At 45.5% G+C, this 14,693-nt stretch carries 11 protein-coding genes; 1 reads left to right on the forward strand and 10 read right to left on the reverse strand.

Annotation, left to right across the window (positions count from 1 at the left end; translation table 11 throughout):
• Positions 1–106: 106 nt before the first annotated feature.
• The 9 genes from J6I44_RS00215 to J6I44_RS00255 all read right to left on the reverse strand — a co-directional run bounded on the left by J6I44_RS00215 (position 107) and on the right by J6I44_RS00255 (position 12,154).
• Positions 107–2,539: a TonB-dependent receptor gene (locus J6I44_RS00215; protein ID WP_265763911.1), complete on the reverse strand. Its 2,433-nt coding sequence runs from the start codon at positions 2,537–2,539 to the stop codon at positions 107–109.
• A gap of 102 nt (positions 2,540–2,641) precedes the next feature.
• Complete coding sequence (locus J6I44_RS00220; protein WP_265763912.1) at positions 2,642–3,553, reverse strand: DMT family transporter; 912 nt, start codon at positions 3,551–3,553, stop codon at positions 2,642–2,644.
• A gap of 23 nt (positions 3,554–3,576) precedes the next feature.
• A complete protein-coding gene (locus J6I44_RS00225) occupies positions 3,577–3,984 on the reverse strand; it encodes a DUF4293 family protein (RefSeq protein WP_265763913.1) in 408 nt (135 codons plus the stop codon).
• A gap of 101 nt (positions 3,985–4,085) precedes the next feature.
• Complete coding sequence (locus J6I44_RS00230; protein ID WP_265763914.1) at positions 4,086–5,537, reverse strand: FGGY-family carbohydrate kinase; 1,452 nt, start codon at positions 5,535–5,537, stop codon at positions 4,086–4,088.
• Between the two features lie 42 nt (positions 5,538–5,579).
• Positions 5,580–6,863 (reverse strand): sugar isomerase, encoded by a 1,284-nt coding sequence (locus J6I44_RS00235; protein ID WP_265763915.1) that lies wholly within the window; start codon positions 6,861–6,863, stop codon positions 5,580–5,582.
• A 57-nt stretch (positions 6,864–6,920) separates the two neighbouring features.
• Complete coding sequence (locus J6I44_RS00240) at positions 6,921–7,094, reverse strand: hypothetical protein (RefSeq protein WP_265763916.1); 174 nt, start codon at positions 7,092–7,094, stop codon at positions 6,921–6,923.
• Between the two features lie 24 nt (positions 7,095–7,118).
• Positions 7,119–9,359: a bifunctional rhamnulose-1-phosphate aldolase/short-chain dehydrogenase gene (locus J6I44_RS00245; RefSeq protein ID WP_265763917.1), complete on the reverse strand. Its 2,241-nt coding sequence runs from the start codon at positions 9,357–9,359 to the stop codon at positions 7,119–7,121.
• Between the two features lie 47 nt (positions 9,360–9,406).
• Complete coding sequence (locus J6I44_RS00250) at positions 9,407–10,813, reverse strand: purine-cytosine permease family protein (protein WP_265763918.1); 1,407 nt, start codon at positions 10,811–10,813, stop codon at positions 9,407–9,409.
• Positions 10,814–10,993: 180 nt separating this feature from the next.
• Positions 10,994–12,154: an extracellular solute-binding protein gene (locus J6I44_RS00255; protein WP_265763919.1), complete on the reverse strand. Its 1,161-nt coding sequence runs from the start codon at positions 12,152–12,154 to the stop codon at positions 10,994–10,996.
• A gap of 166 nt (positions 12,155–12,320) precedes the next feature.
• Between J6I44_RS00255 and J6I44_RS00260 the strand changes: the two genes are divergently transcribed.
• Positions 12,321–13,100: an IclR family transcriptional regulator gene (locus J6I44_RS00260; RefSeq protein ID WP_265763920.1), complete on the forward strand. Its 780-nt coding sequence runs from the start codon at positions 12,321–12,323 to the stop codon at positions 13,098–13,100.
• 16 nt (positions 13,101–13,116) lie between these two features.
• Here the strand turns inward: J6I44_RS00260 and J6I44_RS00265 are convergent, their stop codons facing one another.
• A complete protein-coding gene (locus J6I44_RS00265) occupies positions 13,117–14,619 on the reverse strand; it encodes an alpha-L-fucosidase (RefSeq protein ID WP_265763921.1) in 1,503 nt (500 codons plus the stop codon).
• Between the last annotated feature and the right edge of the window lie 74 nt (positions 14,620–14,693).

The raw sequence follows: 14,693 nt of genomic DNA on the forward strand, positions 1-14,693 counted from the left end.
AAAGTCACCTACTGCAACTAAAAGTCCATCTACCGAATCTAAAACCTAAGATAGAAAAAATAGATTGAAATTGTAGTTTTTAGTCACAAGCTGCTTCATCCCTCATTTACAGCTGCGCGCGTAGTGCTACAGAAATATTACGGCCCGCGGCACTGATACCCGAAGAATACGGACGATAGTGCTTATCCAAAATATTCTCGATGCCTGCATTGATCATCACCTCTTCATTTACCTGGTACGATGCTTTCATATTCAGGGTAGCCCAGGCCGGCGTGCCTTCAGGAGTGTAAAGGTGTGGTTTATTTCGTTCGGAAGGAGAAAACAGATCAATATCCTTTTTCCCATTAAATTCGGTATAGGCTTCGACCTTAATCTGTTTTGCCTTATACGTAATTCCTGCAGCCCCAAATAACGGAGCAACGTGCCGTAGAGGCTCATCATTGGAGGTATCCTGCCCGCGGGTATAAGTGAGTTGAGAATCAAATGCCACATGGGGACTTAATTCCGCTGATAAATCTGCGCTCACACCATAAATATAGGCCCGTCCTGCATTTACTAACGCCTCCACTTTGCTCTGTGTGCCGTCATATTGGATCGAATCTTGCCCGTTAAACTGGAAGTTGCGGCGCACCATTGCATCCCGGAGCCAAGTGTAGTAGGTGTTTAGTTCAAGCCGCAGTTGCTCATTAAAATCTTTGATCACGCTAAAATCAACATTATAGGAATACTCCGGCTTTAGGTTGGCATTGGGAACAATAACTGTGCCCGGCTCAGAGTCAAAGACCTTGGCTACATCATCTATATTGGGAGCCCGAAATCCTGTGGACCCATTCAGGTTAAATTGAAGCGTTTTCGCCGGACGATAGGTAAAACCCAGACTCCCACTAAACGCGCCGGTGTTAAGGTCAATATCATCAAAGGGGAAGTCATAAAATTGATCACTAAACCGAGCGTCCAGCATCACATGACTATAGCGGGTACCGGCTACAGCCGTCAGGTTGGAGAAGAGGTCTTGTTTGTATTTCGCATAGGCTGCCAGCTGTGTATAGCCGCTTCCTTCATCCGGATAGCGCGTTGCAACCGGAGATTTGCGGCCCGTTTCCATCTGGGTTGCCATTGCCTCGGATGTTACGTAACTATGGATTCCTTCCAGTCCATAGAATAACTCCCGGGATGTTCCCCATTGTTTATCAAAATCGACATTGGCTGTATAGACGTCGATATTTTCTTCCCTGTTGCGCAGGGTGGGACTTCCAAAATCACGGTCGTTACGACTTTCCTGGAACCACTGCTGAGAAATCACGGCGCTCATCTTATCATACAACCCGGTATCGGCGAAATGATCCGCTTTTATGGTGTTCAGCATCCAAATTTGAGGCCCATAATACCATTCAGCATTTACCAGTGATCCCGCATCGCCTTCTGAGCGTTCTATCAGGCGGTCATAACGTGGTATATCGGTGGTAGTCGCATAATGCAATCCATAGCTTAGATCCCAGCTTCCGGTAGGCTTATAGCGAATTTTCTGCATCAGATTCAACTGCTGGTAGCCCGAATGACGCTGCATGGTTACATCATCATTCTCGACCACGGTGTCTTCTCCACTTTGGCGAACAACATATTCTTCACGCTTGCCGAAGGTTGGAAATTCGTCATAAAAATTTCCGCCGGATCGGAGGTCATCGAAATAGCTGTATGAGACGCTGCTTAGGAACCCCCACTGCTGTTTGCCATAACTCAGGTCGGCATGAAAGGTACGTTCGTTATTGGCGGAGCTGTAGCGGGCTAGCCCATTTACTTTCAAAAGGGATTGCTCCTCAGAATAAGAAAGCACCGGCTGCTTGGTTTGAAAATTCATTACGCCGCCCAGGGCATCACTTCCATATATAATAGATCCGGGTCCAAAAAGTACTTCCGTACTTTCCAGCGCGTTAGGGTCAACAGAAATAACATTCTGGAGGTTGCCACTGCGAAAAATGGCATTATTGATCCGAATACCATCAACCGCAATAAGGACTGAGTTAGCAGCAAAGCCCCGGATCATGGGGCTTCCCCCTCCCAGCTGGCTTTTTTGTACAAATACATTCCCTGAGCTCTGAAGTAAATCAGCCGAGGTTTGGGGATTTTGAAACTGAATATCATCCATTGGAATACGCTTTATCCTCTGGGGAATCTCTTCTAACTTCTGTTCCCGCTTGTTGGCCGATACAAAAATTTCATCCATTACTACCGGCCGTTCTACCAAGCTGATTGTAGGGCTATCCCCTTTTAACTGGTGGAAAATAATGACCCGGGGTTTGAAAGAAGGATGCTGAAAATGAAGGGTATCTTCGGCAGCAAACTTTGTCAATATGGCCTTGCCCTCAACATTGGTTGAGACTACTTTATTCCGGCTGTTATTAAAGATATAGACATCAGATATGGGCCTTAACGTAGTTTCGGCTATCACCTTTATGGTCTTCTGACCTAAAGCAATGCCTGAAGAAAAAGGGCCTGTAAATCCTATAAAAAATAGAATTAGAAATAAATGCTTTAGCATATTTAGGTCTTAGCTGTTTGTTAAAGGGATTCGCCAAGCTTTCTTGCGATTAATTTTGTGATGGTATAGAATTTACGACGAAGTCGAAATACCATGATCATGCTATACGCCACTATCCGGCGAATGGGCCTCACGTCGCCATGTCAGGCCTACGCCTGCCAGAATAATAGCCATCGCCACCATAGACGTTATCGGCGGCAACTCGGCAAACAGAAAATAGGCCAGTACGGAAGCCAAGAGTGGTTCTACCAGGATAAGTGTGGAAAGAAGTGTTGGAGATATAAATTTCACGGCATAATTCATAGATCCATGGCCCAAAATCTGGGGACCAAACGCAAGGCCTGCACCAGCCCAGATACCGATTGTAGAAATATTCAGCAGATCTTTGCCCACAATAACAGCAACTGCAACACAGGTAACGGCAGCATAAAAATAGACCGGGAACACATAGTCGATCCATGCCCGCTTTTTACGAATCTGTTGGCCTATCAGCAAATACACTACAAAGATGATAGCGGCAGTCAAAGCCAGTAAATTACCAAACAACGGATTGGCAAAGGGCTGGTCGATCTGACTGTCTGAGATACCTAAAAAGAGTGAACCTCCAAAGGCAAAGAGTACACCGATCCACGTGGTAGCAGCAAAGCTCCGCTTAAACCAGAGCCGCTCCACTAAAATCATAATAATCGGATGAATGGTAACCAGCACGGAGGCGGATGCAACCGAGGTATAATAAAGGGATGAAAGCCAACAGATAAAGTGAAGACCAAGACACATCCCAGAGAGGGCAATCCACCAGCGCTCCTTTGCTTTCTCTGGTGAACTTTGCTTATTGCGCATCCAGATCCATGCGGGAAGGAGCATCAAAACGGCAAAGACAGTGCGATAAACCACTAATACAAGCGGAGATGTATTGGGAGCAAGCCGCACCAAAATAGGAGCAAAACCAAAGGCGACAAGCCCTAAAAAAAGAGCTGTTATTACACCAATTTTCGAATACTGATCAGATGACATCCCGGAACTTTAAGTTAATGGGATTAGCGGATGCGGTCCATAGATTTGACCAGTTCGATATCGTCTTTAATTTTTTTCCGGGCAACAAGCTGTACCACCAAGGCTAACATAAGCAGCCCAAGACCGATCGTTTCATCCCAGAGGAAGGTTCCAAATCCACCCAGTGAAACATAAATTCCGCAACTAAAACCAAGGGTAATAAGCTGTGCAAGAAGTCCGATGTTTATCCACCGAAGCTGATTCTGTCTATTGTTATACAAAAAAATGGATACCAGGGGAAGCAGTGCTGCCAGGGTCAATACAATAGCAAAGGAAATACCCATCCACTGCTGGGGATCGGTTACGGCATGATGATAAAGGGCGTTAAAAAAGATGCTTCCATTCAAGAGAAAGGCCAGAAAAAGTAAAACAGACTGAATCCGTTGAATCACAATACTTACGTTAGGTTGAGGATTTGATTAACAGGCCTAAAATAGCATTTTTTAGGGAACAGGTCATCCTTAAATAAATTCAGCCCCTGCCAATCACTCCATCAACCGGCAACGGATTGTGCCCAGGAGTAATTCAAGCCTTTCAGCTTGTCATGCGGTTCATGATGGGTTAATCCCAGCTTTTCCTGGAAAACATCGGCCCGCTTCTTATCGGTATCATTATTTACAACCATTGCAGCACCCAAGGCCGAAGCGTGAGGTAACGAAGAGGTGTATATTTTTTTCTCCGGCAAAAGGGAAGCCAATAGCGTTGTAAAAAAGTCACTCTGGCTAAAGCCACCGGTTACAATTACCTTCTCAATATCCGTTGATCCTTCAGCAAGTTTTAGTGAGGCCACCTGGATAGCTACTAAATCCAACAATAATTGGTGATACCCCTCTTTGTAGCTATCAAATTGATGAACTTCCCAGTCCCCTTGCTCCTCTTGTGGATATGGACCTGAATTATGACCTTTCTCCAGCTTGAGCTTCTTGGCGGGATCAGGATTGGCTGCAAGCTTTTGTATTAACTCCGGATCCAGCTCTACTGACCCTTCCACAAACTTCCGGTTAAAATGATCGCTCAACTTTTTCGTTTGATGCTGATATTCTTTGCCCAGGAAAAAACGTGCTGCTTTTACCTGGTTTCCAAATATATTCATGTAGCAGAGGCAATCCTTTTTGAGCTCTCCGAAAGTTAACGGCTCGTCATTAAATGGATTCAAGTTAATACTCCATGTCCCTGTTGAAGCCAGGATAAACGGTTCTTCAAAAGCGATAAGGTACGGAGCAAGGGCCGCTGAACTGTCATGAATGCCTATGCCCGTCTTGAATGATGATTGTTCGTAGTCTGTATCGTAGGTTTGAAAAACCGTTTGTATTTTGGGAAACAGCTCTGCAATATCTTCTTCCTGGGTCCACTGGTGGTAATCCTCCGTATCATAATTCCACAGTGCTGTATGACAGCCGATGCTGGTAAGTTCTGTGGAAAGCTTTCCACAGATCAAATGGCTTAAATACTGCGGGAAGTGCAGGGAATGCTGGATCTCCTTAAACTTTAAAGGTCGTTTGTGCTTCAGCCAGTATAGCTGCAGGCCGGAATTGAGCATCCCCATGGGAGGCGAAGAGGTCTCCAGTGAAAACTGCTCTTCCCCACCGTAATCCTGATACAGCTTCTCAAGCAGTTCTTCCGGATAATCTTTGAGGTAGTTATACAACGGAGTAACAGCCTGACCATTTCGGTCAAGATGAACAAAACTGGCACCATAGGCAGAAAAATTCAGCCTCTTTACGGTAAATCCATCATTTTGAAGTGCCTTTTTTAGTTTAGTACGGACCCACGAATCAAGAGCCTCCAGTTCTTCGCAGGGATAGCCGTCTTCGTCTTTTGTAGGCTCTAAGTTTGTTTGTTGCTTCTGTAAGATCTTGTAGTCTTTATCAAACAGGAAAAACTTCTTGTTAGTCCTGCCAATATCGAAGATGGCTGTTACCGGTATGGGCTTAGATTGCTTCAATGACTTCTTGCTTGGTTATTATCAATTATTGGATGCTGAATATTAAAGCCCCGTTGCGATGGTCTCTTCTCCCCGTTCTTCAACAAGCTGATTTCTCACTTGTAATTCCCGGAACAGTTTCACCGGATAAGCAGCGGCCTTATTTCTAATTCGTGATTCTCTCAGCAGGGGGCGGACATCCGTCTGGTAAGCTTCCTGGAGTAGCTGCTGAGCTGCAACGGGATCATTATCTGCCTGGGCTTGTTGCAGCCCCTGCCGGTCAATGAGCAACGCTTTTGCATAGGCTTGTTTGATAGCTTCTACCGACTGCATTAAGTCTTCCAGTGGATCTTTAACATTATGACTGGCATCGATCATCCACGAAATATTATGCTTTAAATCATCATAAGTGTCGGTGCCGCCCACCAATTCATTAAAAATTAAAAAGAGTTGGAACGGCTTGATGGATCCTGCCGTCAGGTCGTCATCCCCGTATTTGGAATCATTAAAATGGAATCCTCCCAGTTTATTCTCCATCAGCAAGGTGGCTACAATCTGCTCTATATTGGTATTGGGAAGATGGTGTCCTAAATCGACCAACGTCTGTGCCTTGTCGCCAAGCTTGTTAGCCAGTAAAAAGGAAGTTCCCCAATCCGGAATAACCGTAGAATAAAAATTGGGCTCATACGGCTTATACTCAATCAGGACCTCCCAGTCAGCAGGTAGAGCTGCATAGATCTGTTCAAGTGATTCATGGGTCTGCTTCAGTGCTTTGCTTAGATTCTGCTGTCCCGGAAAGTTAGAACCATCCGCCAGCCACACGGTCAACGCCTTGGAACCCAGCTGCTCACCATATTTAATGACCTCAATATTATGTTCAATGGCCTGGTTCCGAACGAAGTCATCGGTATGGCATAACGACCCAAATTTATAGGAATGCTCCTGATCTTCCTGATCCTGGAAGGTATTGGAGTTCACGGCATCGAAGCTAAGGTCAAACTTCTCAGCTAACTGCTTTATAGCAGCGGTATCTTCCGGAATATCCCAGGGTATGTGCAGCGAAATAGCCCCACTTGACCGGTTTAAGGTGTGTAGCAGTCCCACATCCTCAATTTTTTCTTTTAGGCTTCCTGGTTCTCCCCCGGTTGGGAACCGTCCAAATCGTGTACCACCGGCCCCGAGGGCCCAGCTTGGTATAGCAATCTGGAAAGATCCTATCTGCTCAATGAGGGCGTTAACTTCAATGCCTTGTTTATCAAGCTGATCTACTAAGGGTGCAAAAGAAGCGATATGTCCTTCTTCTACCTCTTTGTTATGCTTTTCTATTTGCTGATCATTTATTTCCATAGAACTGCTATTTCCTAATAACCGGGCACAACAGCCACGGCTTCATCTTAAATCGGTTTATAATTTCTGTTCTTTCATCCAAAATGGGGATGTCCCAAACCACAAGAGCATTCCAAACACCATAATATTTTGGTGGGTTTGAAGAGATATATCCTGAACAAAGACCAACACCGACGGAATAACCGTCAGCGCCAGCCCCAGAACAGAAAGTATGATGAGTATAATTTTCATATTACCTTTAATTTAGCCTGGCTTCTATCGTAAGAAGGCCTCTTTCAGGCCTCCGTCAACCGGAATTATATGGCCGGTCGTATTCTCAAACTCAGAGCTGAGAAGAGAATAGATCGCTTCGCACTGCTGTTCGAGTGTTATTGGCTCCTTAGTCAGGGTGCGGGTTGCATAAAAGTCAGCCAGCTTATCACGCAATTCTTCCGTGCTTTCGTCCTTGCTGAAATCAACGTCATATTTCGTCAGGGAAGCGATCACCCGATCACGGGGGAACATACTGCTTCCTTCTACTACCGTAGCCGGAGCTACGCCATTGACCCGCACTTTGGGCGAGCATGCAATAGCAAGCTCACGAATAAGGTGATTAGCAGCCGATTTGCTGGTATCATAAGCAAAGCTACCGGCTTTAGGGACGACGGCATTGGCACTGGTGGTAATGACCATGCTGCCTTTCAGATCCTGGGCTTCCCAGATATCCGAAACTTCGTCTGCCACAATATAGTTGCCTTTAACATTCACAGCGAAGCTGTTATCCCAAGCCTCGTCACCCAGGTTGCCATCTTGGTCCGGCGTGGGATAAAGACCAGCCGTAACCGCCACATTATCGATACCGCCATAGGCGATCACAATATCGTGCAGTGCCTTCTGTACGGAGGCGCGGTCTGTAATATCACATTCTACTCCAATAATATCTCCGGATCCACTGATATCTGAGCCAGCAACGCCGATACCCATCCCGATATCATCCAACATTTCTTTTGCGGTTGCTTCCGCAGCTTCGGCATTTAAATCAAGCGCTGCTACCGTTCCCCCTTCTGCTATCAATCGGGGAGCCAGTGCCTTACCGATACCACTTCCGGCACCGACAACGGCAATTACCTGCCGGGAAAGTTCAGCCTCCGGAGGCATACGCTGCAGCTTCGCTTCTTCGAGAGCCCAATATTCAATGTCATAGGCTTCCTGTTTGGGCAATGCGGTGTAGGTAGCCACCGATTCAGAGCCGCGCATTACACCAATAGCCGCCGTGTAAAACTCAGCCGTTACCCGCGATTCGCTTTTGTTTTTACCCCAGGCAATCATCCCTAATCCCGGGATCAAAATAACCGTGGGGTTGGGATCTCGCATATCCGGCGAATCCTCGTCGCGATGCGTATTGTAGTAGTCGGCATAATCTTCGCGGTACCCCTGCAAGCCCTCTTTAATGGTGGCTTTCAGATCCTCAACGGAACCTTCCTGGGGATTCCAATCCACATACAGCGGCTTAATTTTGGTGCGCAGAAAGTGATCCGGGCAGGAAGTTCCCAACTCCGCCAGCCGCGGCGCATCCTCAGAGTTAATGAACTGCAGAGTTACGTCATCATCCTGTATGGTTCCTATAAATTGATTTTCCTGGCTTACTTGTCCCCGCAAATAAGGAAGAACTTCGGTAAGCACTTCGCGCCGTTCTTTCTTATCCAGCGACTGAAATTTGGCTCCGCCGTAGGAATCTTCCCCCAGCTCATGATCTGAAAGATAATCGGCCGCTTTGTTGATTAGTTCAATACTCAGCTCATAGCACTCCTTGTCGTCATCCGCCCAATTAATTAGTCCATGGCCTCCAAGAATAATGCCTTTGATGCCGGGATTCTGCTCGATTGTCTCCTGGAGCTTGAGCCCCAGCTCAAAACCGGGACGCATCCAGTCGACCCATGCTACTTCGTCGCCGTAAATTTCCTTCATCAGTTCAGGACCGTTATCAGCGGTAGCGATGGCAATGACCGGCACCGGATGGGTGTGATCTACAAACTTAAAAGGGATAAAACTGTGCAACGGCGTGTCGATAGACGGAGCACGTGGATTCAAGTTAAAGGTGCAGTGCGCATACATCTCCGTCATGGAATCTTCGGCCGGCGTTTTTAGCCCGGTATTTTCCATATCGTGATAGATATCCTGCAGCTGTAGCAATTTCTGCTGGTACAGTGAGGCAAAGTTGGGTTTGGTTGCGGTGCGTAAATCACCACCGGACCCTTTAACCCAGAGCACCTCAGCCTCTTCCCCTGTAATTGGATCTTCTTCCATCACTTTACTGGAGGTATTTCCGCCCCCCGTATTATTGATATACGAATCGCTGCCCAACAAGTTTGACCGATAGACCAGTCTGCTTAACAGGTCTTCTCCTTCAACGTGCTGGTCATCCCATTTACTTTCCACTTGTCTGAAATAGGATTTCGTAGTACTTGTTTCTTTCTTTTTTGCAATATCCACTTCAATCTCGTTTTGATTCGTCATTTAGTTTAAAAACATATTTTGAAATTTCAGTTGTTACTCACCTTATATTATCCTGCAACACTCTGGACGGCAGCTTCTTGTCTGCGTTGATAAAAAATGCTTAAGCCTATGTACAGTAATACGGCTATAAACCATCCTGGTAATCCCAGGAAAAATATCTCAATTCCCATATAAAAGTTAATAAAAACGCAAAGGATTAGTGTAATAAACCATGTCAATCCTGCTGCCCAGTTAAAGTCCGATCCACTTGCCTCCGCAAAGTTGCTCTGGAGGTTCATTTTTTTAAACACCATTACATCTAAAAAGATCACTGCGCCCATTGGCATGAGCACCAAGCCATACAGAGCTACAAAATCCAACAGCTTCATCACCAGTGCCGGGAAGCAGGCTGCTATGGATGTTACCAATCCGGTAAAGAGGGTCACTTTCCAGCGCTTCCAGTCTGGGGTTACCGACTGGAAGGCCAAGCCCGCCCTGTAAATTGTAGGGTTGGCTGTTGTCCACCCTGCAATAACCACACAAATGGCGCCTGCAATACCTGCACTGTTATATGCAATGATTCCGGGAGCGATGGCCCCTGCAGCTGCGGCTGTTAGAATACCCGATGCCATCCAGGCGATAAAATGTCCAAAAAACATTCCTGTAGCCGATGAGAAGCCATGCTGCCATTTTTCGGCGAAGCGTAATATGGACATATCTGCCATCCCAATGTGCATTGCCATATTGGCGAACCATGCAAAAAACATAACGTGCCAAAAGGTAAATTTGCTTTGTCCTTCCGCCGGTATGCCCGTCCATATTTTCTCCTGTGCCACTGTCCAAAAATCTGAAATAGACGTAACGCCCAGCTGAGGTAAGACCGCCAGTGCTGCAGCTATGAATACTAAAATCATCCATGGGAAAGCAATATTGGCAAAGCGCGCCACATAATCGTATCCCAAAATAGCTACAACCGTGATGACCGCCCCCACAAGAAAGACGGTAAGAATCCACCCAAGACTGGTGGGGAGCCAATCCCCAAGCGATGGCATTGCTATACCAAAGGGTAATCCCACCGCTGTCGCTGACACGGCAATCATAGATCCCGCTAAGAAACAAAACATCAGGGCGTTGACGATGTTATAGATCAGGGCAAGCTTGTCACCGCATATTTTCTTCATCTGCCAGTACAGCGTAAGCTTGGTTTTTACGGCCACAGGTGCGCACAAAAAAGCCCAGCTTAATACCGCTAAAATATTACCGACAATGAGTCCCCAGATTAAGTCATAGGCAGCTACGCCATGAGCGACAAATAAGGGACCAATAACAAATTCGGTACCGGCGGTGTGCTCACCAGCGTACATTCCAAGAAAGCCCTTCCATCCTTTTCGTTTACTATCAGGAACGGGTTCGCGCTCATATTCATCAATAGCATCGAGCCGGGTGTCTAACCGCTCTAAAATACTTTTTTGCATTCTAATCGCTCTTTAAAAAATTCTGCTGTTTCTCCGTTTAGTACTTCTGAATACTTAGCGGTTTTTTACTAATTTCATCTTAAGAGAGACATCCATACTATATATCTACTCGAAGGTTTTTGAAATTAACAGCAATCTTGATGAATTCTTATTTTTTAAATAGATGCATCGTTCAACTTACTATTCAGCAATAGCATTTAGGCTATCTTTATATAATTGATTTACCTTATTCAACAAAGCTTCGGCCTCTCCCCCGTTTTTGAAATAATCCCACATAATGGGACCGGCCTGATCCTGGAAGGAAATATATCTGCTATACCGAGGCCGCAAAAAAGCTCTCTCAAGTGTTGGGAGTGTATTCTTTAAAAAGTCACCACATAAATTATTGGCATCTTGACCTTCCCATGCTTTTCTGTGTGCTGGCTGTCCACCACTTTCTGTGTAGATTGAAGCCTGGATGGAAGCAGAGGCAACATATTCAGTATAATCGCAGGCTGCCTCAACATGATTGCTTCGTGCCGAAACCGCCAATCCGGTTCCTCCCAGTGTAGTTACCAGCCGGTTATCTTTAAACTTGACTACATCGTGAAATTCTAATGCCTTTCGAGCGTAATTTTTTCGGGCATAATTAATATAGCCATAAGCAAAAGGGCAGTAGCCTACCTCATCGCTCTGGGTCATTATCTCATAAATTTTGATAGGATTCCTTTCAAAGCAGGCCGGATCAATTTTGCCAATCAGTTGTTTCAATAGCTGTAAGGCTCTTGCTCCAACAGCCTGACTAACGACTTGTTCCCGCCCGGAAAATGGAGGCTCTCCCAAAGCGGAACAAAACATATAAAAGTTCATCAAGGTGTCGATAGGAATAGCCGGAAAAGCGACAAGCCCAAGGTCAACCAGATTCAGCAGGTCCTCAAAGGTCTCCGGTCGCTCCACTTCTGCCTGTCTCAACAGATCGGGACGGCTGGAAGCCACTGGCGCTGCCGCATCAATAGGTAAGGCCCACTGGCGTGAGTCCCAGGAATAGCTTTCGTAGGATTTACCAACGCTGTTTGAGGCCTGATCTTCAAGAAATGAAGTTGACAAATACTCATCGAGAGGGACCAAAATTCCCGTTTCTGCAACGTATCCTACCCACGGATGATCAATTACCAGTAAATCATATTCCCCGATCAAATCATCCAACGGCTTATCTGCAAATTCCTGTAATGAACGTACCCTCCACTCAATATCGATCTGAGGGTGCAACTCGCTGTAACGCTGGGCCGTCGCAACCATGGGGATTAACCCTCTGCTATGATTCCATGTGATGCCCTTTAGTTGAATTTCTTTAATTGTCATACGATCTTTTTATTTAAAAATAAATTTAAATTTCATAAATAAAAAAATACTCTTTTATTCTATCTATAGACTGATTGGCCGGACTATCCTTTGGGATAGGATTTATGTATAATTAGCCTGCTATAAAGCCCAGTTAATTCGAACTGACAAGAGATACAACCAGAAAATGGCGAAGAAAAAGAAGAATAGCTACCAGGCTCCTGCTCTTGAAAAGGGATTGGATATACTTGAACATCTATCATTAGAAGGGGCTTCACTTTCACAAACTGAAATTGCCAATGGAATAGGCAGAAGCACGAATGAAATTTACCGGATGCTCGTAAGCCTGGAAGAACGGGGCTACCTGATTAGAGAGGAAGTTTCCGGGAAATACCGACTTTCGCTAAAACTATTCAACCTGTCACACCGACATTCACCGGTCGATGAAATTCGCAGGGTTTCTGAATATCCCATGCAGGAACTTTCGGAAATCACTAAACAATCGTGCCACCTTAGTATCATCTATCTCGATCAGTTAATGGTTATTTACCAATCAAAAAGTCCAGGACCAATTTCACTTTCTGTTGAGGAGGGAAGCCTTTTTCCACTCTTATTGACAGCTTCCGGACGAACACTTCTGGCTTTTATGGATGAAGAACGGCGACAAAATATACTCGATCGAAGTACAGAATTCCAAGAGTATTCTTCTAAAGAGCAAAAAGACTTTATCGATTCACTGACACAAATCCGTAAACAGGGATATTATGCCAAGCAGAGTGATGTATCACAGGGGGTAACGGATGTCGTTGTACCCATAGGTAACAGCGATACAAAGCTCTTTGCCTCACTTGCCGTATCGATTTTTACCACACAGCTTGATGACGTCATTTCTATGGATGAAATTATTTCCGCTTCTCAAAAAACCTCCTCCAAAATTTTACAGCGATTAGGCATGGAAACTGATTAGTTCCTCAGATACATTATTAAACCTGAATTTTTAGGACTGTTGCCATTGTTTCAGTTCTCTTTTCAGGAATCATAACAGATAATCCATTACTTTCTTGCTGCCAGGAAAGTTCTTGAGCAGATCCCAGCAAGGATACATTCGTTACCTTGGATTCTTGCACTGCATTTTTTTCAGCAAAAGCTTCCAGCAAGATCTCGTCATTTAATTTCGGCTGCCCCAGCAAGATGGCATAGACAGTATTTCCCTTGGTCGTATAACGGACGTCTTTTACCGAATATCTTCGTTCGTGATACTCTTCTTCAGAATCTTTGTCCTTATTTTGGTCTTGTCGATAACGAGGTCCCTCCCCATACCGGTACCATGGGCGCGTTCCGTAGATTGCTTCCCCATAGCTATTCAACCAGTCGCCCATTTTTAACAAGATCGACCGTTGATCCGCCGGAATCGTCCCATCCGCTTTCGGAGAAATGTTCAGAAGATACACCCCATTTTTACTGACGACATCAATCAAGCTATGCAGGATATCTTTGGCAGGGCGCAGCTCCATATCCCGGGTGTAGCTCCAGCTAAAGGTTGTAATGGGTTCCTCGGTCTGCCAGACCTTCTCTCCTATTTGATTTATACGTGACTTCTCATGATTTTGGACGCTCACTTCTGTCGGCAGATCGTTATCCTTATGAAGAATCACCCCCTTTTTCTCCATTCCTCTTGCTTCATTATTGCGGCGAAAATGCTCCACTATTTCTTTACGATATGACTCTTCAATATGTCCCAACCGAGTATCAAAATAGATCATATCCGGGTTATAACCATCGATTACTTCGTGTACTTTATCAGCCCAGAATCTGCAAAAAGCCTCGTTAGGTTTAGCGGCCGACTCTTTATGACGCCAGGCTTCCTCGGACACTTCCGGACCATAGAGTTCCGAATACGCCGGATTCCCTGCATCCACGACTGATGTATCCTTGAAAGTAGGATACCATCCCCAATGCCACTGGTGATGAAAGGTAGTGACAAACTTAAGGTCTTCTTTTCTTATGGCCTGCTCCATTGCCCCAACGACATCAACCTCGGGACCCCGGTCTTTGGCATTCCAGCTGTTAACCTTACTCTCCCACATCGAAAATCCATCAGCATGCTCAGCAACCGGACCTGCAAAACGAGCGCCGGCTTTGGCAAAAAGAGAGGCCCATGCGCCAGGATCAAACTTTGGGGCCTTAAACTTAGGCACAAAGTCTTTATAACCGAACTTGTCCAAGGGACCATAGTTCTTGAGATGATAATCATTGGCTTTACTGCCCGGGAAATACATATTCCTGGAATACCACTCGCTGTGATAGGCCGGCACATTATAAACTCCCCAGTGGAAGTAGATTCCAAATTTAGCATCCTTAAACCATTGGGGAGTACTATTCTCAAGTTCTGTCCAACTTTTTGTCTTCGTTTCTGAACTGCTATTGCACCCTAAAAGCAGGGTGACCAACAGCAGCGTCAGCAAATTAATCCTCTTAGGTCTCATTTTAATAATTTAGAGTTATAAGGCGTCGCAGTTGAAGCTCGCTGTAGTGATTTAATGGCCTAAGCATATAACAA

The organism is Fodinibius salsisoli (assembly GCF_026229185.1).
Taxonomy (GTDB): domain Bacteria; phylum Bacteroidota; class Rhodothermia; order Balneolales; family Balneolaceae; genus Fodinibius; species Fodinibius salsisoli.